This window comes from Sphingomonas sp. YR710 (assembly GCF_900101455.1).
Lineage (GTDB): Bacteria > Pseudomonadota > Alphaproteobacteria > Sphingomonadales > Sphingomonadaceae > Rhizorhabdus.
The window spans coordinates 80,526-102,145 of record NZ_FMZJ01000008.1; the positions used below are offsets into that span (position 1 = coordinate 80,526).

Sequence of the window (21,620 nt, forward strand, 5' to 3'; positions counted from 1 at the left end):
CTATTCGGCGTCGCTGTCGCCGGTCAGATCGCGCGCCACCTTCGGATCGCGCAATAGGCTGTCGATATGGCTGCCCTCGTCGAAACTATCGTCGGCGAGGAATTTCAGTTTCGCGGCATATTTGGTGTTCACCCGCCGGGCGACTTCCTTCTGGAGGTAGGCGGTATTGATGCGCAGCGCCTTGAGCACGGTTTCCTCGTCGCTGCCGAGCAACGGTTTCACGAACGCCGTCGCGTGGCGCAGATCCGGTGACATGCGGACCTCGGTGACCGAGACCATATGGGTTGCCAGCGTCTCGTCATGGACCTCGCCCCGCATCAGGATATCGGACAGGGCATGGCGCACCTGTTCGCCCACGCGAAGCAGGCGGACCGATTTGCCTTCAGGGGATTCGTTACGACGCATTCCAAAATCCTTATCCCCTCTCTTTAGGGAGGGGGTAGGGGGTGGGTCGCGAGCGCAGCGAGCGTCCGCGCTTGCCGCAAGCGCCCTCGGCGGCGTCGAGCCGCCTCGGTCGCCACCCACCCCTTGATCCCCTCCCTGCAGGGAGGGGAGAAATAGGGCTCACAAAGTCCGGGCGCGTTCCTCGACCTCGAACGTCTCGACGATATCGCCCGCCTTGATGTCGGTCGTCGAATCCAGCGTGATGCCGCATTCGAGGCCGGCGCGGACTTCGGGGACATCGTCCTTGAAGCGCCGCAGCGAGGAGATCTGGCCGTTGTAGATGATGACGTCGTCGCGCAGGATGCGGGCGCGCAGCTTCTGACGAATATAGCCTTCGAGCACGAGCAGGCCAGCTGCCTTGCCATGCTTGCCGGCGGAGAAGACTTCGCGGATCTCGGCGCGGCCGACGACATGCTCCAGATATTCCGGCCCGAGCTGCCCGGCCATCGCGGCGCGGATCTCGTCGAGCAGATCATAGATCACGTCATAATATTTGAGCGCGACCTGATCGCGGGTGGCGAATTCGCGCGCCTTGGCATTGGCCCGCACGTTGAAGCCGATGATCGGCGCTTTCGAAGCCGCCGCCAACGTGACGTCGCTCTCGGTAATGCCGCCGACGCCCGCGTGTAGGATGCGGACCTGGATGAGGTCGGTCGAAATCTTGTTGAGCGAACCCACGATCGCCTCGACCGAGCCTTGCGTATCGGCCTTGACCACCACCGGATATTGCTGCGCCTGCTTTTCGCGCAGCGCCGAGAACATCGACTCCAGGCTGGCTGGCGCGGATGTGGTGCGCTTCTGCTGGATCACGCTGGCACGATAGGCCGCGACCTCGCGGGCGCGGGCTTCGTTCTCGACCACCGACAAAGGATCGCCGGCGCCGGGGACGCCCGACAGGCCGAGCACCTCAACCGGAACCGAAGGACCGGCTTCCTTGACCTGCTGGCCCTTGTCGTTGACGAGCGCGCGGACTTTGCCGCTCTCGGCGCCGACCACGAAGATGTCGCCGACCCGCAGCGTACCGCGGCCGACCAGGATCGTCGCGACCGGGCCGCGACCCTTGTCGAGCTTGGCTTCGACGACGGTGCCTTCGGCGGCGCGATCGGGATTGGCGCGCAGTTCGAGGATTTCGGCCTGGAGCTGGATCTTCTCGATCAGTTCCTCGAGGCCGGTCTTCTTCAGCGCCGACACTTCGACTTCCTGAACGTCGCCGCCCATGCTTTCGACCTGCACGTCATGCTGGAGAAGCGCCTCGCGAACCTTTTGCGGGTTCGAACCGGGCTTATCCATCTTGTTGATCGCGATGATCATCGGCACGCCGGCCGCACGGGTATGCGCGATCGCCTCGATCGTCTGCGGACGAAGGCCGTCATCACCGGCAACCACGATCACCACGATGTCGGTGATATTGGCGCCGCGGGCGCGCATTTCGCTGAACGCTTCATGCCCCGGCGTATCGAGGAAGGTGATCTTCGATCCGTCGGCGACCGTTACCTGATAGGCGCCGATATGCTGGGTGATGCCGCCGGCTTCGCCGCTGGCGACATCGGTGCCGCGCAGCGCATCGAGCAGGCTGGTCTTGCCGTGATCGACATGGCCCATGATCGTAACGACCGGCGGACGCGGCAGCAGGGTCTCGTCATGATCGACATCGTCGGCGGCGATCAGATCGACATCGCTGTCGGAGACGCGGCGGATGTTGTGACCGAATTCGGTGACGAGCAGCTCGGCGGTATCCTGGTCGATCGTCTGGTTGACGGTGACGGGCATGCCCATCTTGAACAAGGACTTCACAAGATCGGCGCCGCGTTCGGCCATACGGTTGGCGAGCTCGCTGACGGTGATCGTCTCGGGCACATTGACGTCGCGGACCTGCTTGGTCTGGACGACGCTGTGATGGGCGCGTTTGTCCTTTTCGCGGGCGCGCTTCAGCGCGGCGAGGCTGCGCGCGCGCGCGCCGCTGTCGTCGTCGAGCGCCTTGGTGACGGTCAGCTTGCCGGATTGCCGGCGATCGTCGCCCTTGCGGTCGCGCTGCTGCGGACGGCTCGGTTCGGGACGCTTGGGCGAAATGACGGGCGTGAACCGGCGCGGCGGGGGCACTGCGTCACGGGTTTCCGAGGCAGGGGCTTCGGCTACGGGCTCGGCGGCCGGCGCAGCCGCTTCGGCGGCCGCGGGGGCCGGTTCGGCTACCGCTGCCGCTGCGGGGGCATCTGCATCAACAGGAGGCTCGCTCTCGGCGCGATTCTTTTCCTCGGCGCGGCGTTTTTCTTCTTCGATCGCTTCGAGTCGTGCACGCTCCTCGCGACGGCGTGCTTCCTCGAGCGCGACCATGCGGGACTCTTCGGCCTCGCGCAGCAGCTTCGCCTGCAATTCCTGGCGGCTCAGCAGATCGTTCGGGCGACCGCGGGAAACGAGAGGCGCTGGTGCCGGCGCAGGGCGTGATACAGGCGCAGGCGCTGGCGCAGGGCGCGCAGGCTGCGGCGGGGCGCTGGCCGCGACAGGCGCCGGTGGCGCAACTGCGGGGGGAGCGACTTCCTCGATCACCTGAGGCTCGGCTTCGCCGGGCCGTCCCAGGATGCGACGGCGCTTCACCTCGACCACGACGGTGTTGGACCGGCCATGGCTGAAGCTCTGCTTCACCTGGCCCGTTTCGACCGTACGCTTGAGGCCGAGCGGCGCGCGCATGCCCAGTTTCGGCTTGTCGTTATCACTCATCTGGTAACCGAACCCTTCACTTCACTTAATGAGCGCCGATGGACCCTGCGAAGCCGGTTCGCAAGGCTCGTTGACGCTCTAACATCCAATAAAGCCGCACCAGCGGCTAAACGCATCGGAGACGCGCGCAGCGGATGCCGGCGCAGTCAAAGCAATATGTACCACATTTTCGCGCCCGAGCGCCATCGACAATGTAGTGCGATCGACGGGAATTACCATGCCCTGCCGGCCACTTCCCTCTTCGTCGGCGCCCACGCGAAGCGCCTGATCGAGCTTGCGATTGCCATCTTCCGCAGCATCCGCAGCGTGAATCAGCAGGTGGACCTGACCGCGACGGGCGGCTTCGGCAATTTTTTCCGAACCGGTGAGCAGAGCGCCGGCGCGCGCCTCCAGGCCGAGCCGGTCGAGCGCGGCGCGCTGCAGACCGTCGGCGATTCGCTGTGGCAGATCGGCGGGAATCGCGAAGTCGCCGGTTTTGAACGCCCGCGCGAGCGCGCCCTTGAGCTTGCCCTTGGCGATCGCCGTTTCCAGCGTCGCTCTGTCGACGGCTATCCACGCACCGCGGCCGCCCGCTTTCGCGCGCAGATCGGGCAGCACATTGCCATCGGGGCCGAGCGCAAGCCGGATAAGCCCGTCTCGCGTGCCATGCTCGCGCGACAGGATGCAGGTGCGCTCGGGGAACTCCCCCTCCCTCCCGAGGGAGGGAGTTGGGGGGTGGGTTAGGCCGGCAGCAGAGGCAGACGCATCTGCCGGTCCCTGGCCGGACTGACCCACCCCAACCCCTCCCTTGGCAGGGAGGGGTTTTTTGCCCTTAGCTTTTACGCCGTTGCGGGTTTCATTGTTCGCCATTCGCGGGAGCGACCTCCCCGGATGCTGGTTCGTCTTCGAACCAGTGCGCGCGCGCGGCCATGATGATCTCGTTGCCCTGCTCTTCGGTCAGGCCATATTCGGCCAGGACACCGCCCTTGTCGGCTTCGGTATTGCGCTCGTGGCGATCATTGTGCGGACGATCGGCGGTGTTGCCGCGACGCCGCTGCTCCTGGCGCTTCTTCTGGATCAGCTCATCGGTCGCCAGATCGGCGAGATCGTCGAGCGTCTTGATGCCGGCCTTGCCGAGCGTGACGAGCATCGCTTCGGTGATATAGGGCAGCCCGGCCAGCGCATCCTCGACGCCGAGCGCGATGCGCGCCTCGCGGGCGACGGCTTCGCGACGATCGAGTGCCTCCTGGGCGCGGCTCTGCAACTCGCCGGCTAGTTCCTCGTCAAAGCCTTCGATCGAGGCCAGTTCGCTGGTCTCGACATAGGCAACCTCTTCGAGTTCGCCAAAGCCTTCGGCGACCAGCAGCTGCGCGAGCGTCTCGTCGACGTCGAGTTCGTTCTGGAACAGTTCGGAACGTTCGACGAATTCCTTCTGGCGCTTCTCGCTGGCATCGGCCTCGGTGAGGATGTCGATCGCCGAGCCGGTGAGCTGCGAAGCGAGACGGACATTCTGGCCGCGGCGGCCGATGGCGAGGCTGAGTTGATCGTCGGGGACGACCACTTCAATGCGGCTGTCTTCCTCGTCGATCACCACGCGGGAGACCTGCGCCGGCTGCAGCGCGTTGACGACGAAGGTCGCGGTGTCGGGCGACCAGGGGATGATATCGATTTTCTCGCCCTGCATTTCCTGCACGACGGCCTGGACGCGGCTGCCCTTCATGCCGACGCAGGCACCGACCGGATCGATCGAGCTGTCGTGGCTGATGACACCGATCTTGGCGCGGCTGCCCGGATCGCGGGCGGCGGCCTTGATCTCGATGATGCCGTCGTAAATCTCGGGCACTTCCTGCGCGAAGAGCTTCTTCATGAAGTCGGGATGCGCGCGGCTCAGGAAGATTTGCGGTCCGCGATTTTCGCGGCGGACGTTGAGGATCAGCGAACGGACGCGATCGCCGACGCGGACGACTTCGCGCGGGATCTGCTGGTCGCGGCGGATCACGCCTTCGGCGCGGCCGAGATCGACGACGACATGGCCGAACTCGACCCGCTTGACGACGCCGGTGATGATCTCGCCGGCGCGATCCTTGAACTCGTCATATTGGCGGTCGCGTTCGGCATCGCGGACCTTCTGGAAGATCACCTGCTTGGCGGCCTGCGCGGCGATGCGGCCGAATTCGATCGGGGGCAGCGGATCGACGATATAGTCGCCGACGACGGCGCCCTTCTGCAGCTTCTGTGCATCGGCAACCGAGACCTGCTTGAAATAGTCCTCGACCTGCTCGACCACCTCGACGACGCGCCACAGCCGCATATCGCCCTGCTTGGTGTCGATCTTGGCGCGGATGTCGTTTTCGGCGCCGTAGCGGGCACGGGCGGCGCGCTGGATCGCGTCCTCCATCGCCTCGATCACGATCTCTCGATCGATCAGCTTTTCGCGCGCCACCGCATCGGCGATGGCGAGCAGCTCGGCCTTGTTGGCGGAAATGGCGGTGGCCATGACGAGTCTATCCTTCCAGTTGAATCTTGCCGGCGCCGCGCCGCGGCGCGTCTTCTACAATCTTATCGACACCCTCGGCGGAGAGCGGTGCGGTGGCCTTGATGAGGGCGTCGGTCAGGACGAGCTTCGCCTGCGCAATCTGCGCGAACGGTACTGCCACCTCACCGAGCTTATCTACATCGATCCGGACCGAGTCGCCATCGCGACCCAATATCCGTCCGTCAAATTGCTTGCGTCCATTAAGTGGCGCCGCGAGCTTCACCCGCGCTTCAAAGCCGGCCCAGTCGGTCCAGTCTTCGGGGCGCGTCAGCGGCCGGTCGATGCCCGGCGAACTGACTTCGAGCCGATAGGCTTCCTCGATCGGATCGATCTCATCGAATTTCTCGGAAATCCGCCGCGAAAGCGCCTCGCAATCGGCGATAACGAGCTGGCGCGTATCTGGCCGCTCGGCCATGATCTGCAACGTTGGATCGCTCTTGCCGCCGAAGAACGCAACACGCACGAGCTTGAGTCCGAGCGCTTCCGCTTCGGGTTCGATCAGCTTCGTCAGTGCGGCGATATCCGCCATTCCGCTTCCAATACGCACAAGGGTTTTCGCGCCGGAGGCTTTCGCCCCCGACCCCGGCAGTGTTTCCAATGTCGAGAAGATGACGGCGATATAGGCGAACTATCGGGGCGGGGCAAGATGCAACCAGTTAGGCGTTGCCGAGTTGGGCGGAAACGTAAGGAGACGTTACAATGCTCAATATCCCGCGCTACGCACCGAGTTCAAATCGACCGGACTCGCGCTGAATGGCCGTGGTCGAGGGCGGCGTCGCCGTGGTGACCGGGGGGGAGTCGGGGATTGGTCGGGCATCCGCCATTGCGCTGGGCAAGGCCGGTGCGGCCGTGGCGCTGACCTATTTTCGCGACAGGGCCGCCGCCGATGCGGTTGTCGCCGAGATCGGGCAGGGCGGCGGTCGTGCGATCGCAGTGCAGGCCGACGTTGGCAGCGAGGCGGCGATCGAGGCCTTGTTCGCGACGGCGGAAGAAGCCTTCGGAACCGTGTCGCTGCTTGTCAATTCGGCGGGCCTCAACATGACGGATGTGATGATCGCTGATATGAGCCTCGCGCAGTTCGACCGGGTTGTCCGATCGGATCTCTACGGTCCCTTCCTGACCTGCCGCCGCCTGGTACGCGGGCTGCAGCCAAGCGCGGGCAGGGGCCGGATCGTAAACATCTCCTCGATCCACGAACGCGCGCCGCGGCCCGGCGGTGCCGATTATGACGCGGCGAAGGGCGGCCTCGCCCAGCTCACCGCGACGCTCGCGCTGGAACTCGCGCCCAAGGGCATTGCGGTCAATGGCGTTGCGCCTGGCATGATCCTGACGCCGATGAACCAGTCGGCGCTCGACAATCCGCAGGAATTGCGCGCGAAAGAAGCCGCAATTCCATGGGGACGCGCCGGGCGGCCCGAGGAAGTTGCCGATCTGGTGGTGTTCCTGCTCTCACCGGCCGCCGACTATATCACCGGTACCACCGTCACGATCGACGGCGCCCTGTCACTCACCGTTGCATTGGGAGCCTGATCCGATGGTCGCTTTTGTCGTCGAGGCGCTGGATGACGTGATGCTCGATATTGCTGGCCCCGAAGGCCGGCTGGCGGGGCACGACCTGATGAGCCCCTATGTGTGGCTCGAAGGCGAGTCGCGTCACCGCATGCTGGTGCGCGTTCTTCCCAATCCGTTGGGGCCGACCGATCCGACAGGCGTGATCTGGGCCGGCGATTCTGCTGATGGCCTCAACTTCGTGATGCGTAAGGAGCCGTCGATCGTGCCGGGGCCGGAGCCGGTCGACGCTGGCGGCTGCGAGGATCCATCGATGGTCTGCAACGAGCGCGGCGAATATCTGATCTTCTACACCGGCGTCGATGCCGCCCGGCAGCAGGGGGCAATGCTGGTCGCAGCAGGGCCGCACCTTGTCGAACTCAAGAAGCAGAAGGTGATGCTTGAAGCGCCGAAGGGGGAGGGCAATATCAAGGAGGCGACATTAGCCAAGGGCTCGGACGGCCAATGTCGGCTGTTCTACGAATATGCGAAGGACAATGCCTCGCGCGTCGGCATGGCGGTTGGGCCGGGACTCGAAGGGCCATGGACTGTCGTGGAGGATCCCTTTCCGATCCGCGAGGGCGCGTGGGACAATTGGCATCTGTCGACCGGCCCGATGCTCGAGCAGCCGGGCAAGAACCCGGTGATGTTCTATAATGGCGCGACGGTCGACGCGCGCTGGCGGATCGGCTGGATCGAGTTCTCCCCCGATTATGCGAAAGTGACGGCGCGCGGCGTCGAGCCGCTGCTGATGCCGCCGCCGGCAAAGGACCGGACGGCGACGGATATCGCCTTCGCGGCGTCTGTTGTCATCAAGCGGGACGGGATCTGGCTCTATTATTCGCTCGAAGATCGCGTGCTGCGCCGGGCGACGGTTACGCGCTATGGGTGATCGACGGGCAGATCGTTGAGGTGGCTCGACGGGGTCAGAACTTTCGCCTGCCCGAGCTGTCGGACGAGCGGATCGCGGCCGACAGGCTGGGAATATCCAGCAAGACCCGCTCCGCCCGGTCGATCGCCGTTTGGAAGCGCTGGCGCGATGCGGCGTTGACGGCGGTGAGCGCCAGTTTCTGGGCGGTGACGGGATCGCCGCGCGCGGCCATGATGCGCGCGATATCGGCGCGCAGCGTGATCTTGCGCAACTCCATGCCATATCGCGTGGCGACCATCAGCGCATCGGTGGCAAACCGCAGCGCGCCTTCATAATCTCCGCTGACGTAGCGGATCCGTGCGATCGTCATCGCTGCTTCGCATCGGACCCGGTGAATATCAGTTTGCAGTGCGTATTGCATCGCTTCTTCGAGAAGGCGATGGGCGCGCTGGCGTCGATTCCCCGGGTGTTGACGCCCGCCGTCCTGGCTGTTGGGGCTAAAAAAATAGGCGTCGGCCAAGCTTACCTGGAAGCGATAGACAAGATCCATTTGCCGCGTCGATTGCGCGAGATCGAGCGCCTTCTCAATCTCGAGATGATTGTCCTCTCCGGGCTTGGAGCGGTTGAACGCGTTAACCCGGAGCCTGAGGAAGTAGGCCTGAGCGCGCACCTCCTCGAGATCGACCAACGCCGTTATTGCATCGCGATATTGAATCTCCGCGCGGTCATATTCGCCCTGCAAGTGGCTGCACCAACCCAAATGCCCCCTAGCGATTGCAATCGCGAGTTCGGCCTCCTGCGGTAACAATCCCTCTTCTGCTGGCAGCGGTACCTCGGAAACTGAAATGATTTCTTCCGCAAGGCGCCGGGTCAGCCCGATATCGCCCATTTCGATCGCCACGGTCAGCTGGTTGAGGCGAATGCGCCGCCAGTTGTGGGCGCGGTGATCATATTCCACATACTTTCGATTGACGTGCATCGCACGCTCGAACGAAGCATCGGCTTCGTAAAGGTCGCCCATTGCGAGACACACGACGCCGCGTTCGTTGTGAAGCCAGACCAGCTCGTCCGCGTAAAATGGCTCGCCGGTGCCGTAGATCTCATCGAACCGACTATCCGATTCGAATGTCCGATTGAATTTCGCTTTCAAATATTCGCGAGCGAGACTCGTTTTCGCATAGGCATCGATCAACCGGTCGAGCCGTTCGGCATGTTCGAGCAGGATCCCGTCGCGGTCCTGCCGCACGAGTCGATCTCCGGTATCGAGCGTCAGTATCCCCGTTGTCGAGTAATATCCTCGGATTACGGCTAGCGAGGCACGCAGGCACTGGACGCTTTCCGTGCGGCAAAGCCGGTGAATCCGAAGCTGCTCGTTTTCCTCATCGAGATTGGCGCATGCCTGCGCGGCGGCGCCGGCTTGCTTTAGCCATTCGGACAACTGATCGCGGTCAAGCTCATATCGTTCTGCCACGCGCTGCAGCGTGTCACCGTCGGCCTCGCGATAGGATCCCATCAGACGATCCATCAACTCGCCAAGTTCGTCGTGAATGTCGGGCTCAGGAATGAAGCCATCGATGGGTTGCGCGACGTACAGCGACATGTTGAACGCGGTCGAGAGTTTCGCCTCGGTAAGCGGGATTCCAAAACGATAGCGCAGTTCGGCAAGCAATGACCTGTGCAGGGCGTAGCGGTATTCGGGCCGACGCTTGTACGGGAATCCCGCGAGCCGAATGACGAAGCCAATCTCCACCAGTTTTCGAATGGCGTCTTTTAGCGCCCTTCTGCCTTTCAGCAGCGGCGTTCGCGCGAGGACGTCGGCTTCCACGGGCAGTCCGATAAACGCCAACACGCGCAGTATTTCTTGCGCGAGCTTGACGGTTTCGCGGCCGCGGCGATCCTCCAGATCCACCCCGAACGCCGCGGCGAGCACGTCGTTGTCCAGCGCCCAATCGTAAAATGCCTCGCGCAGATTCTGCGTATTGCCGCTGATATGGCTTGCCGCCAGAGCATCTACCGATTGAATTTCGGCCATAAGGTTGCGCCAGTCGCCCGATGAAATCGACGAGAGGTGCCTGGGATCGCGTTGCGCGATCAGGCTCTGCGCCAGACCTTCGGCGATAAAACGCATTTGCCGAAACGGCAGCCTCGGCAGGGCGTAATCGGGATTTTGCTTCTGAAAGTCGGAAACATCGTCATGCGAGATGCGCAGCCGCCATTCTCGCGCGCCGAGCCTGTTCAGCGCATAGCTTCTTATCCGTTCCGTCCCGAAAAGCACCCACCGAATATTGGGTATCTGCATGCGCATCAGTTCGTCCAGTTCGGCGCTCAAGGGGCGGCCGGTTATGGAAAAGAAGCGCTCGGATCCGTTGAGGATGATATGGACGACCGGACCTTCCGCGTTCTTGCACGCTTGGCGAAGCCTGCCGAAAAACCGGCTGCGGCTTTCGCCCGCAGCATTTCGCTTGGCCAGGAAGTTGCTCAGGAAATGCGCGATGCCATTGAGCATGGAGTCGGTGTCGAAACTGAAGCCACCGTTGATAAGGAGGCAGGAGCAATCCGACAGGCTTTCCGCCAGCCCCGTGGCGATAAAGCCTTTGCCGGCCCCGGAAGATCCAAGCACGCAGAGCATGCGCTCCTTGCGCGCGGCGTCAACAAGATCTTCGGGCGGCTGCGGGGGGCGTTTTGCGCGCGTTGGCCGATAGGTCGCCCACAGTTTCTTCAATTGCGGATGGGTTTTGTCCGCCGCCGTTATGATCGGCTTCGTTTCGCGCCAGGCGCCGCCACAATGGTCTTCCCGCAATGGATGTTTGAGCCGCTTGGCGAGTGTCGATGCACCGAGCGCGAGCGCGTACAGTTGCTGTGGGCGCGAAATGTACGGCCCTTTTACGGGAATGCCCTTTTTTGTGCCTTTCTTTCTTGCGATCTCGCGCTTTCTGGTGGCGTCTTCAAAGGCGAGCCGAATCTCCTCGCTGCCCAGATCTGTGTCGAAGATCGTCAGCACGCCCAAACGGTGCAACCAGTCCAGTCGTTTGATATGCCGTTGTTTTTCATCCAGCGCGTCGGGGATTGCGCTCCACAGCAGAAAGGCCGGCGCGGCACGGTGGTAGGGCTTGTTGCTGATGAATTCTTCCAGTTCCCGATTCAGCTCATCCTCATTCATGCCCAGGCCGACGAAAAGGATCGGGTTTCCGCCCGTCATCAGGCGTTTGGCGAATTCGAACGGAAGCCGGTTCAAATCGCTCCGGCGGTATAATTCGTCATAGTCGCGCCGCGTGACGATCATGCTGTCCCAGTCGCAAGCGCGCCCGTGCATGTGCATCACATGGGTGTCGACATCATCGGTGCCGATGGCGAACTCGATCAGCCGATCGATGCGCTCGCGATTCAGCAGATCGCTTTCGGCAGCCTTGCCATGCGCAAGGACACGGCGGAGCCGTCCACTTCCCAGATCCCAACTGAATATTTCGGATCCGTGGGCGGCGTCGATGCCTTTGCGCAGCTTCGAAAGTTGAGCGAAAGGCGATTCCACAACCCCGTCGGTCTGTACCGGATGATCGCGCAAGAACGTCTTGCGCTCAATCTCGAAGTCGTAGTTCGTCGTGGCGAAGCGGCCGATGTCAAGATCGTCGAACAGAATGCGCGGGACGTCCATGCCGGCGGAATGGCCCACCGGAGCGGCGGTGGCGAGCGCCGTCGGCCCACGAAATCTGACAGCGAACCGCTGGGCGAGCACTTGTAGCGGTGTCTGAACAGTGTCGAGTGGCCAGTCGAAATGCTCTTGCCCGATCCGCCAGCGTCGAATCCGGGCACTTTCCAATACCTCTTCGATCAGGCTCATCTTGACGGTATCGTTGATACCTTCGTTCGCGATGTCGTCGATCTTCTGAACGGCCCATTTACGGTCGCTCTCGAGATCTGCGGCGGCGGACGGATCATCTGCGAGCTGAAGTTCGCCGACGACATCCCTGGCGGCGGCTATGAAGGCGGTCAGCAGATCGTTCCACGACCCGTACCCCAGTGCCTCCGTCGCCATGCTGCCAACGAAGGCGATCACCCGGTGTGTTCGCATTGCGCGCGCGAATTCGAGCCAGGTAAGCTGGGCTAACTTTGCGTCATCCAAATAATGCTGCTTGAGATTACTTCGCAAGGTTGCTCCCCCCGGCCGCGCATTCGGGATCTCGTTTTGCTTGAAAACGAAAACATACTTTACCGAAAAGTCGAATCGGCGCAACATGAAGGAAGAAGGCGGTGATTATCAATAAAAATATCTCATTCTGCATAGATGTACATCTGAAAAGACATGAACAGGACCGTTTTGGCTGTGAGATCGGAGATCTCCACGGATCTTCCCTGTGCATGTTCCGTCGCTTTGTGGCGATCGTCAGCATGTTCGCTCGGAGGAACGCATAAGTAGCTCGGGATTTGGCCTGGGTCCGCGCGGGCGAACCTGCGCCCGTCTGTATGCGTGCGGGGCACCAAGGAAGCCAATCGCCCCCAACTTGTCCGGCCTGACGAGCGGGGCCAACAAGTCTGTCGTCAGTTCGAGATCAGGGCACAAAAGTCCTATCGTCTGGGCGTGGCCCAGATTGCGGGGCATTCCGCTCGGGAAGAGTGGTAAGGGCTTTCAGCGTCGCCGGTATCGGAAGTACCAGACTTCATGACCCTGCGCGCGCGCCTTGGCTTCGTAGCGCGTTTCGGGCCAGTCGTCGGGGCGCACCAGAAAGTCGCGGGGATGTTCGCCGAGCCATTCGAAATCCGGTGACTGGCCCATCACCATCATCGCCCACCGCACATAGACGGGGTGATCGGTGCCGAAGCGGAATTCGCCGCCGGGTTTCATCTTCTGCGCGATCATCGCGATCGGGCCGGCGTTCATGAAGCGGCGCTTGGCGTGGCGCGCCTTCGGCCAGGGATCGGGATGAAGCAGATAGGCGCGGTCGAGCGAGGCATCGGGCAGCCGTTCGAGCACGTCGAGCGCATCGCCCATATGCAGACGGATATTATCGATCACCTGCTCTTCGACCTTCATCAGCGCGCCGACCACGCCGTCGAGAAACGGTTCGCAGCCGATAAAGCCATGATCGGGCCGCATCAGCGCCTGGCCGGCCATATGCTCGCCCTTGCCGAAGCCGATCTCGAACTCCAGCGGCCGATCGTTGCCGAACAGCAGTTCGGCAGTCACCGCGCCGGTTTCGGGGACTGACAGTTCGGGCAATAGCTGCTCGACAAGTTCGGCCTGGCCCTGCCGCAATTTGTGGCCCTGGCGGCGGCCGTAGAGCCGGCGGATGGTCGTGGGATCGTTCATGGCGGTGCCCATAGAGCAGCTTGCCGCGCAAATGCCAGCGCCGCAGCACAGGATCGATTACCCTGATCGTCTTAATTCATCGAACCTGCCGATTGCCTGCGCGTTGGGGTGGCTCAACGAGCGGAGGATAGCATGGCGACCAATTCCGATTTCGAGACGACGCGCGGCAATGGCGGCGAAACGCACCAGCAGGTTCCGGCCAAGGGCCCTCATGAGGGCAGCGGCCACCTTACCACCAATCAGGGCATTCGCGTTTCTGATAATCAGAACAGCCTCAAGTCCGGCGCGCGCGGGCCGACGCTGCTCGAGGACTTTGTGCTGCGCGAGAAGATCTTCCATTTCGATCATGAGCGCATTCCGGAACGGATCGTCCACGCGCGCGGTTCGGCGGCGCACGGGTTTTTCGAGGTCTATGAATCGCTGGCTGACATCACCAAGGCCGATCTGTTTCAGCGCCCCGGTGAAAAAACGCCGGTATTCGTGCGCTTCTCGACTGTCGCCGGCGGCGCCGGATCGGTCGACACGCCGCGCGATGTGCGCGGTTTCGCGGTCAAATTCTATACGCAGGAGGGCAATTGGGATCTGGTTGGCAATAACATCCCGGTCTTCTTTATCCAGGATGCGATCAAATTCCCCGATCTGGTCCACGCCGTGAAGATGGAGGCCGATCGCGCTTACCCGCAGGCCGGCAGCGCGCACGATACGTTCTGGGATTGGGCGTCGCTGATGCCGGAAACCACCCATATGCTGATGTGGGCGATGTCCGATCGCACGATCCCGCGCTCGCTGCGGACGATCGAAGGCTTCGGTATCCATACCTTTCAGCTCGTCGATGCGAAGGGCGGGGTGACCTTCTGCAAATTCCACTGGAAGCCCAAGCTCGGCGTGCAATCCACATTGTGGGACGAGGCGCTGAAGCTGCAGGCGGCCGACAATGATTATCATCGGCGGGACCTGTTCGAGGCGATCGACACCGGCAATTTCCCCGAGTGGGAACTGGGCCTGCAACTGTTCGACCAGGCGTTCGCCGATGCGCTGCCCTATGACGTGCTCGATCCGACCAAGATCATTCCGGAGGAAGTGCTGCCGGTGCGGATCGTTGGGCGGATGGTGCTCGACCGCAACGTCGACAATTTCTTCGCCGAGACCGAGCAGGTCGCGTTTTGCCCCGCGAACATCGTGCCCGGCGTCGATTTCTCGAACGATCCGCTGCTGCAGGGGCGGCTGTTCAGCTATCTCGACACGCAGAAATCGCGGCTCGGGACGGCGAACTTCCACCAGATTCCGATCAATGCGCCGAAATGCCCGTTCATGAATTTCCAGCGCGATGGCCAGATGCAGATGGCCGTCCCGAAGGGGCGCGCCAATTACGAGCCCAACAGTCTGGCCGAGCATGGCGAGGATGGCGGGCCGCGCGAATGCCCGGCGACCGGCTTCACGACCGTGGAGGGCCGCGCCGAAGCGGATGAGCAGGGCGGCAAGCTGCGGATCAGGGCCGAGCTGTTCGCCGATCATTACAGCCAGGCGCGGCTGTTCTGGACCTCGCTGACCGACAATGAGCGCGCGCATGTCGCTTCCTCCTTCACCTTCGAACTGTCGAAGGTCGGGCTGGAGCAGGTGCCGCCGCGAATGCTGGCGAACCTGCGCAATGTCGACGAGGATCTGGCGAAGCGGGTCGCGGGCGGCCTCGGCATCGAGCTGCCGAAGAAGGCCCCGGCGGCGCGCGAGCCGTTCGCGATGGACCCGAGCCCGGCCTTGTCGATCCAGGCGAACATGAAGGACACGCTCGAAGGCCGCGCGGTCGGCATCCTGATCGCCGACGGATCCGACGGCGCCGAGATCAAGGCGGTGGTGGCCGCGGTGAAGAAAGCGGGCGGCAAGCCGGTGATCGTCGCACCCAAAGTGGGCGGTGCCAAACTCGCCGACGGTTCGGTGATGAAGGCCGACGGCCAATTGGCCGGATCGCCATCGCAGATCTTCGACGCAGTCGCGATCATCCTGTCGGAAGTGGGGTGCAAGGCTCTGCTGAAGGAAGCGGCGGCGGTGCAGTTCGCGATGGACGCATTCGGCCATCTGAAGGCGATCGGTGCGAGCGCGGCGGCCAGGCCGTTGCTCGACAAGGCTGGCGTCGAGCCCGATGCGGGCGTGACCGATCTCGGCGCGGCGTTTGTCGAGGCGGCGAAGAAGCGCTTCTGGGCACGCGAGCTGAACGTTCGCACGCTGGCGTAAAATCGCTTCCGCGCAATCCGCTATCCGGCTATCCTATTTTGGCTAGCTGGATAGCGGAGGCTGTGATGGCATTTCACGTGCGGGATATCGAGACAGATACTCTCGTCAGAGAACTGGCGCGCAAGCGCGGGGTTGGACTGACGGAGGCGGTTCGGTTGGCCGTTCAGCATGAACTGGAGCGGGATGCCACTGCGATTCCTCTCCGCGAACGGATTGCAGCTTTTCAGGAAGAGGTGTTGCGCCGACCGAAGACGGGACTCGTCGCGGACAAGGCGTTCTTTGATGATTTGTCGGGCGATCTATGATCTTTGTCGACGCATCGGCTCTGGTCGCATTGATGACCCAAGAACCGGGCTGGGAGGCGCTAGCCGATCGGCTGCAAGCTGCTGGCCGGCGCTGTACGTCGGGTATGGCCGTATTCGAAACCGTCGCCGCGGTAGCCCGAAAGCTCAGTTATAGCATCGACGAAACACGCGCGATGGTCGCGGACTTCCTGGGTTTGACTGGCATAGAATTGATGGTGATCGGGCAAGCGGAAACGGAAGCTGCGCTGGCAGCTTTCGAGCATTTCGGCAAAGGGCGCCACCCGGCAGCGCTCAATATGGGCGATTGCTTCGCCTATGGCTGCACCAAGGCGATCGGCGCCGATCTGCTATTCAAGGGCGACGACTTCATCCGAACGGATATATCCCAGGCGATGTGAAAGGGGCGAGCATCGCTCGCCCCTTATATGCTTTCAGGCCAGAGCAGCCTTCAGCGCGTCGACCAGATCGGTCTTCTCCCACGGGAAGAAGTCGCCCTCGGGCGTGCGGCCGAAATGGCCGTAGGCGGCGGTCTTCTGGTAGATCGGCTTGTTGAGGCCAAGATGGGTGCGGATGCCCTTCGGGGTCAGGCGCACCAGCTTGGGCAGCGCCGCCTCGATCGCGGCTTCCGGCACGGTGCCGGTGCCGTGGGTGTCGACATAGAGCGACAGTGGCTCGGCGACGCCGATCGCATAGCTGAGCTGGATCGTCACGCGGCGGGCGAGCCCGGCGGCGACGATGTTCTTCGCCATGTAGCGCGAGATATAGGCCGCCGAGCGATCGACCTTGGTCGGATCCTTGCCGCTGAACGCGCCGCCGCCATGCGGGGACGCACCGCCGTAGGTGTCGACGATGATCTTGCGGCCGGTGACGCCGGCGTCGCCATCCGGGCCGCCGATTTCGAACAGGCCGGTCGGGTTGACGAAGATCGCCTCGTCGCCGGGCAGCCAGCCCTTGGGCAGGATTTCTTCGAAAATGCCCTTCACATATTCGCGCAGCTTCGCCTGGCCGGCATCGTTGCTGAACTCGGGCGAATGCTGGGTCGAGACGACCAGCGCGGTTGCGCGCACCGGCACCTCATTTTCATATTCCAAGGTGACCTGGCTCTTGGCGTCGGGCTCGAGGAACGGCGCGGCGCCCGAGTGGCGGTCGGCGGCCATCCGCTCGAGAATCTTGTGCGAATAATAAAGCGTGGCCGGCATCAGATCGGGCGTCTCATCGGTCGCATAGCCGAACATGATGCCCTGATCGCCAGCACCTTCGTCCTTGTTGCCGCTTTCGTCGACGCCCTGGGCGATATGGGCCGACTGGCCGTGCAGATAGTTGGAGAATTCGAAGGTCTTCCAGTGGAAGCCGGCCTGCTCATAGCCGATCCGCTTCACGGTCGCGCGGACAGCGGCCTCGATCTCGTCGAGCGCGCCCGGCGCCCAGCCGGTCGCTTCCTCATAAACGCCCTTGCAGCGGATTTCGCCGGCCAGCACCACCCGGTTGGTGGTCGTCAGCGTTTCGCAGGCGACGCGCGCGAACGGGTCCTTGGACAGGAACAGGTCGACGACCGCATCGGAAATCTGATCGGCAACCTTGTCGGGATGTCCTTCAGAAACGCTTTCGGACGTGAAGAGGAAATTGCTGCGCATCGTGGGACGGATCCTTCCAGTGTCTGTCATCATTGAGTAGGCGGCTTTTAGATATAAAGATATAAAGACTTCCTTATATCGCCTTTAGCGCGCTTTTCGCCGGATCGCAAATCCTGTCGCAAACAGCAGCAGCGCGAACAGCATCGGCAGCAGGTTGCCGAAGCGCGAAAACGGGGTTGGCGGCTGCGTTGCGGGCAATTTGGTGTCGATCACGCCGGCCTTGTGCCACGGGATCGTATCGAGCAGCCGCCCATTGGCATCGATCACCGCGGATATGCCGTTAGACGTCGACCGGATGATCGGCATCGCCTCCTCCGCCGCGCGCAGCCGCGCCTGGGCGAGGTGCTGGGGCGGGCCCCATGGCCCGAACCAGGCATCGTTGGACGGGTTGAACAGGAAATCCGGGCGATGATCGCGATCGATGACCTGGCCCGAGAAGATCATTTCATAGCAAATCTGGATGCCCACCTTGCCGAAGCCGGGCAGCACCATCGTGCGCGGGCCGGGGCCGAACCAGAAATCGATGTCGCCCGGTGCGAGTCGCGACAACCCGATAGCGGACAGGATCGGGCGCATCGGCAGATATTCGCCATAAGGGACAAGATGAGCCTTGTCATAGCGGCCGAGCAATTGCCCGCGCGCATTCATCGCGAACAGGCTGTTATGCGCGCCGACCAGCCGCTCGTCGCGCCCATATTCGAGCGAGTCGGCGCCGGTCAGGATGATGTCGCCGGGGCCGAGCACGCGCGCGATCCGCTCGCGCGCGGCGGTTTCTATCTCGAGATAGTCGGCGGTGGCGGCTTCCGGCCACAGGATCATGCGGGGCATCGGGCCGGGCCGCCCAGTCAGCGCCTCGATCCGGGCATTGTTGCGCGCTTCGAGATCCTTGTCCCATTTTTCGGACTGGCCGACATTGGGCTGGACCACCAGGACGCGCGGCCTTGATGTGGTTGGCAAGGATCCGAGCAGCGCGTGCGATGCGAATTGCGCGCCGATGGCGGCAATGATCGCGGCGCCGAGTCGCGTCCAGGCTTTTTTGCGAGGTGCGGGGATCGTCGCTATCAGCACCACGCCGGACAGCAGGATCATCACCCCCGACATGCCATACGTGCCGATCAGCCGGGTGAGCCCGATATAGAGCGGCTCGCCGGTTCGCGCCGAAATCATGATCGCGGCCAGCGGGTTCCACGAAAAGCCGGTGAACAGCAGGGCGCGCAGATATTCGGTGAGGATCCAGCTCGCGGCGAAGATCGGAATGAACGCATAATGATGCCGCGAAAATCCCCCCTGCGAAGGCAAGGATGACCGCCAGATGCGATGGAGAGGAAGGCGTGACGCACGGGGAGGGGATGCCCCCTGATCTGCCGCGGCTTTGGGAGACCGTTTGGCGGACAGCCACCATGCCATTGCGGTCGCGGCCATCGGGAACACGGCAACGTAGAAGGCCAGCGCCACCACCGCGATCCAGCCGAGCCAGTGCGGCATCGCATCCTGATAATAGAAGGCGGTGGCGATCCAGTTCAGCCCGATCGTGAAATGGCCCATGCCGAACCAGTAGCCGATCGCCGCTGCCCGCCGCAGACGTGCAGCGCGCAGCACCAGCCACATCAGCCCGGCCATGCTGAGCAACGTCAGCCCCCACAGGTTCAGCGGGGCGAAACCGAGCGCCGAGATCATTCCCAGCACGAGTGCGATCAGCAGGATTTTCAGGCGGGGCTCCGTATCGGCAAACGGTTGGGACGGCATTGAATCATCGGGCGGCGCACCCATATCGCCGAAACCGGGTGGCCGGGAAGGCCATGTGATCGATTGCCTGTAACAAAAAAGCGCGAAGGCCATTCTTGACAGCCAACAACCGGTCACACATATCGCCGCTAGCACTCGTCACCGGTGAGTGCTAAAAGTTCTATCTCCATCGATGCACGGGCGATGGCGGGCATGATGCCCACCCGTTCGCGCAGATAAGGAAAGGGTGAAGCATGGGTTTCCGTCCACTCCACGATCGCGTGCTTGTTCGCCGCGTCGAGGCCGAGCAAAAGACGGCCGGCGGCATCATCATTCCCGACAGCGCCAAGGAAAAGCCCCAGGAGGGCGAGGTCGTGGCGGCCGGTTCGGGTTTGAAGAGCGATGACGGCAAGATCACGCCGCTCGATGTCAAGGCTGGCGACAAGATCCTGTTCGGCAAATGGTCCGGCACCGAGGTCAAGATCAACGGTGAAGACCTGCTGATCATGAAGGAAAGCGACATCTTGGGGATCGTCGGCTGAACGCCTGCGATTTCGAGACTGCTTTTTGATCCCGGCGATCCGCCGGCAACGAATTTGAGAAGGAATTAGGAACATGGCAGCGAAAGACGTCAAGTTTTCGCGTGACGCCCGTGAGCGCATTCTGCGCGGCGTCGACATCCTCGCCGATGCGGTGAAGGTGACCCTCGGCCCCAAGGGCCGCAACGTCGTGATCGACAAGTCGTTCGGTGCGCCGCGCATCACCAAGGACGGCGTTACCGTCGCCAAGGAAATCGAACTCAAGGACAAGTTCGAGAATATGGGCGCGCAGATGCTGCGCGAAGTCGCTTCGAAGACGAACGACATCGCCGGTGATGGCACCACCACCGCGACCGTGCTCGCCCAGGCGATCGTGCGCGAAGGCATGAAGTCGGTTGCGGCCGGCATGAACCCGATGGATCTGAAGCGCGGCATCGATCTCGCCGTCGTCAAGGTCGTCGAGGACCTCAAGGCCCGTTCGAAGCCGGTTGCCGGTTCGCATGAAGTTGCGCAGGTCGGCATCATCTCGGCCAATGGCGACACCGTCGTCGGCGAGAAGATCGCCGAAGCGATGGAAAAGGTCGGCAAGGAAGGCGTGATCACCGTCGAGGAGGCCAAGGGCCTCGAATTCGAACTCGATGTCGTCGAAGGCATGCAGTTCGATCGCGGCTATCTGTCGCCGTACTTCGTGACGAACCCGGAGAAGATGTCGGTCGAACTCGCCGATCCGTACATCCTGATCCACGAGAAGAAGCTCAGCAACCTGCAGGCGATGCTGCCGATCCTCGAAGCGGTCGTCCAGTCGGGCCGTCCGCTGCTGATCATCGCGGAAGACATCGAGGGTGAGGCCCTGGCCACGCTCGTCGTCAACAAGCTGCGCGGCGGCCTCAAGGTCGCAGCCGTCAAGGCGCCGGGCTTCGGCGATCGCCGCAAGGCCATGCTCGAGGACATCGCGATCCTGACCAAGGGCGAGATGATCTCGGAAGATCTCGGCATCAAGCTCGAGAACGTCACCGTCGGCATGCTCGGCACCGCCAAGCGCGTCACGATCGACAAGGACAACACCACCATCGTCGATGGCGCCGGTGATGCCGATTCGATCAAGGGCCGCGTCGAAGCGATCCGTCGCCAGATCGAGAACACCACCAGCGATTATGACAAGGAAAAGCTCCAGGAGCGCCTTGCCAAGCTCGCCGGCGGCGTTGCGGTCATCAAGGTCGGTGGTTCGACCGAAGTCGAGGTCAAGGAGCGCAAGGATCGCGTCGACGACGCGCTCCATGCAACCCGCGCGGCTGTCGAAGAAGGCATCGTCCCCGGTGGTGGCACGGCGCTTCTTTATGCAACGCGCGCGCTCGAAGGCCTCAAGGGTGCCAATGACGATCAGACCCGCGGCATCGATATCGTCCGCAAGGCGCTCTACGCGCCGGTCCGCCAGATCGCGCAGAATGCCGGTCATGACGGTGCGGTGATTTCGGGCAAGCTGCTCGACGGCAACGATCCGACGCTCGGCTTCAACGCGCAGACCGACGTGTTCGAGAACCTGGTGACCGCCGGCGTGATCGACCCGACCAAGGTTGTCCGCACCGCGCTGCAGGATGCAGCTTCGGTTGCCGGCCTGCTGATCACCACCGAAGCAGCTGTCTCCGACGTTGTCGAAGACAAGCCTGCGATGGGCGGCGGCGGCATGCCGGGCGGCATGGGCGGCATGGGCGGCATGGACTTCTAAGTCCTACCCCAACCGTTCCAAGCGAAACAGGAAGGCCCGGGAGCAATTCCCGGGCCTTTTTGCA

Annotated in this window: 16 protein-coding genes; 7 read left to right on the forward strand and 9 right to left on the reverse strand. The window is 62.8% G+C overall.

Going from position 1 to position 21,620, the window contains the following annotated elements:
- From rbfA to rimP, 5 genes are all read right to left on the reverse strand, one after another.
- Positions 1-405, reverse strand: coding sequence for a 30S ribosome-binding factor RbfA (rbfA, locus tag BLS13_RS11190; protein ID WP_093452138.1), 405 nt, complete (start codon positions 403-405; stop codon positions 1-3).
- Between the two features lie 159 nt (positions 406-564).
- The gene (infB, locus tag BLS13_RS11195) at positions 565-3,159 is read right to left on the reverse strand and encodes a translation initiation factor IF-2 (protein ID WP_093452139.1); all 2,595 of its coding nucleotides are present in this window, start codon (positions 3,157-3,159) and stop codon (positions 565-567) included.
- 78 nt (positions 3,160-3,237) lie between these two features.
- Complete coding sequence (locus BLS13_RS11200) at positions 3,238-3,933, reverse strand: DUF448 domain-containing protein (RefSeq protein ID WP_256325828.1); 696 nt, start codon at positions 3,931-3,933, stop codon at positions 3,238-3,240.
- Between the two features lie 61 nt (positions 3,934-3,994).
- Positions 3,995-5,635: a transcription termination factor NusA gene (gene nusA, locus BLS13_RS11205; RefSeq protein ID WP_093452141.1), complete on the reverse strand. Its 1,641-nt coding sequence runs from the start codon at positions 5,633-5,635 to the stop codon at positions 3,995-3,997.
- 7 nt (positions 5,636-5,642) lie between these two features.
- Entirely contained in the window at positions 5,643-6,203 is a 561-nt protein-coding gene (rimP, locus tag BLS13_RS11210) for a ribosome maturation protein RimP (protein WP_093452142.1), read from the reverse strand.
- 224 nt (positions 6,204-6,427) lie between these two features.
- Between rimP and BLS13_RS11215 the strand changes: the two genes are divergently transcribed.
- On the forward strand, positions 6,428-7,204 hold the full coding sequence (locus BLS13_RS11215; protein ID WP_093452144.1) for an SDR family oxidoreductase: 777 nt from the start codon (positions 6,428-6,430) through the stop codon (positions 7,202-7,204).
- A gap of 4 nt (positions 7,205-7,208) precedes the next feature.
- Positions 7,209-8,114: a glycoside hydrolase family protein gene (locus BLS13_RS11220; protein WP_093452146.1), complete on the forward strand. Its 906-nt coding sequence runs from the start codon at positions 7,209-7,211 to the stop codon at positions 8,112-8,114.
- Positions 8,115-8,148: 34 nt separating this feature from the next.
- On the opposite strand, the gene BLS13_RS11225 is transcribed toward BLS13_RS11220, so the two are convergent.
- Together BLS13_RS11225 and BLS13_RS11230 are read right to left on the reverse strand one after the other, a co-directional pair.
- A complete protein-coding gene (locus tag BLS13_RS11225) occupies positions 8,149-12,240 on the reverse strand; it encodes an SIR2 family protein (RefSeq protein ID WP_176943547.1) in 4,092 nt (1,363 codons plus the stop codon).
- 477 nt (positions 12,241-12,717) lie between these two features.
- A complete protein-coding gene (locus BLS13_RS11230) occupies positions 12,718-13,398 on the reverse strand; it encodes a tRNA (guanine(46)-N(7))-methyltransferase TrmB (RefSeq protein ID WP_093452303.1) in 681 nt (226 codons plus the stop codon).
- Between the two features lie 132 nt (positions 13,399-13,530).
- Here BLS13_RS11230 and BLS13_RS11235 point away from each other — a divergent pair, with 132 nt between their 5' ends.
- From BLS13_RS11235 to BLS13_RS11245, 3 genes are all read left to right on the forward strand, one after another.
- The gene (locus BLS13_RS11235) at positions 13,531-15,627 is read left to right on the forward strand and encodes a catalase (protein ID WP_093452149.1); all 2,097 of its coding nucleotides are present in this window, start codon (positions 13,531-13,533) and stop codon (positions 15,625-15,627) included.
- A 65-nt stretch (positions 15,628-15,692) separates the two neighbouring features.
- Entirely contained in the window at positions 15,693-15,932 is a 240-nt protein-coding gene (locus BLS13_RS11240; RefSeq protein ID WP_093452151.1) for a type II toxin-antitoxin system VapB family antitoxin, read from the forward strand.
- The gene (locus BLS13_RS11245) at positions 15,929-16,330 is read left to right on the forward strand and encodes a type II toxin-antitoxin system VapC family toxin (RefSeq protein ID WP_218123269.1); all 402 of its coding nucleotides are present in this window, start codon (positions 15,929-15,931) and stop codon (positions 16,328-16,330) included. Before BLS13_RS11240 ends, BLS13_RS11245 begins: the two co-directional genes overlap by 4 nt.
- 33 nt (positions 16,331-16,363) lie before the next feature.
- Here BLS13_RS11245 and metK read toward each other — a convergent pair whose 3' ends face one another.
- Entirely contained in the window at positions 16,364-17,566 is a 1,203-nt protein-coding gene (gene metK / locus BLS13_RS11250) for a methionine adenosyltransferase (protein ID WP_093452153.1), read from the reverse strand.
- 84 nt (positions 17,567-17,650) lie between these two features.
- Positions 17,651-19,312, reverse strand: coding sequence for an apolipoprotein N-acyltransferase (gene lnt, locus BLS13_RS11255; RefSeq protein ID WP_256325829.1), 1,662 nt, complete (start codon positions 19,310-19,312; stop codon positions 17,651-17,653).
- Between the two features lie 233 nt (positions 19,313-19,545).
- Here lnt and groES point away from each other — a divergent pair, with 233 nt between their 5' ends.
- Both groES and groL read left to right on the forward strand, forming a co-directional pair.
- Positions 19,546-19,833: a co-chaperone GroES gene (groES, locus tag BLS13_RS11260; RefSeq protein WP_037524518.1), complete on the forward strand. Its 288-nt coding sequence runs from the start codon at positions 19,546-19,548 to the stop codon at positions 19,831-19,833.
- A 73-nt stretch (positions 19,834-19,906) separates the two neighbouring features.
- A complete protein-coding gene (gene groL / locus BLS13_RS11265; protein ID WP_093452157.1) occupies positions 19,907-21,556 on the forward strand; it encodes a chaperonin GroEL in 1,650 nt (549 codons plus the stop codon).
- Positions 21,557-21,620: the final 64 nt, after the last annotated feature.

Excerpts from the sequence above, each read along its gene's own strand:
- rbfA (WP_093452138.1), bottom strand. The coding sequence starts at position 405 with ATGCGTCGTAACGAATCCCCTGAAGGCAAATCGGTCCGCCTGCTTCGC.
- infB (WP_093452139.1), bottom strand. The coding sequence starts at position 3,159 with ATGAGTGATAACGACAAGCCGAAACTGGGCATGCGCGCGCCGCTCGGC.
- nusA (WP_093452141.1), bottom strand. The coding sequence starts at position 5,635 with ATGGCCACCGCCATTTCCGCCAACAAGGCCGAGCTGCTCGCCATCGCC.
- rimP (WP_093452142.1), bottom strand. The coding sequence starts at position 6,203 with ATGGCGGATATCGCCGCACTGACGAAGCTGATCGAACCCGAAGCGGAA.
- BLS13_RS11215 (WP_093452144.1), top strand. The coding sequence starts at position 6,428 with ATGGCCGTGGTCGAGGGCGGCGTCGCCGTGGTGACCGGGGGGGAGTCG.
- BLS13_RS11220 (WP_093452146.1), top strand. The coding sequence starts at position 7,209 with ATGGTCGCTTTTGTCGTCGAGGCGCTGGATGACGTGATGCTCGATATT.
- BLS13_RS11230 (WP_093452303.1), bottom strand. The coding sequence starts at position 13,398 with ATGAACGATCCCACGACCATCCGCCGGCTCTACGGCCGCCGCCAGGGC.
- BLS13_RS11235 (WP_093452149.1), top strand. The coding sequence starts at position 13,531 with ATGGCGACCAATTCCGATTTCGAGACGACGCGCGGCAATGGCGGCGAA.
- BLS13_RS11240 (WP_093452151.1), top strand. The coding sequence starts at position 15,693 with ATGGCATTTCACGTGCGGGATATCGAGACAGATACTCTCGTCAGAGAA.
- BLS13_RS11245 (WP_218123269.1), top strand. The coding sequence starts at position 15,929 with ATGATCTTTGTCGACGCATCGGCTCTGGTCGCATTGATGACCCAAGAA.
- metK (WP_093452153.1), bottom strand. The coding sequence starts at position 17,566 with ATGCGCAGCAATTTCCTCTTCACGTCCGAAAGCGTTTCTGAAGGACAT.
- lnt (WP_256325829.1), bottom strand. The coding sequence starts at position 19,312 with ATGCCGTCCCAACCGTTTGCCGATACGGAGCCCCGCCTGAAAATCCTG.
- groES (WP_037524518.1), top strand. The coding sequence starts at position 19,546 with ATGGGTTTCCGTCCACTCCACGATCGCGTGCTTGTTCGCCGCGTCGAG.
- groL (WP_093452157.1), top strand. The coding sequence starts at position 19,907 with ATGGCAGCGAAAGACGTCAAGTTTTCGCGTGACGCCCGTGAGCGCATT.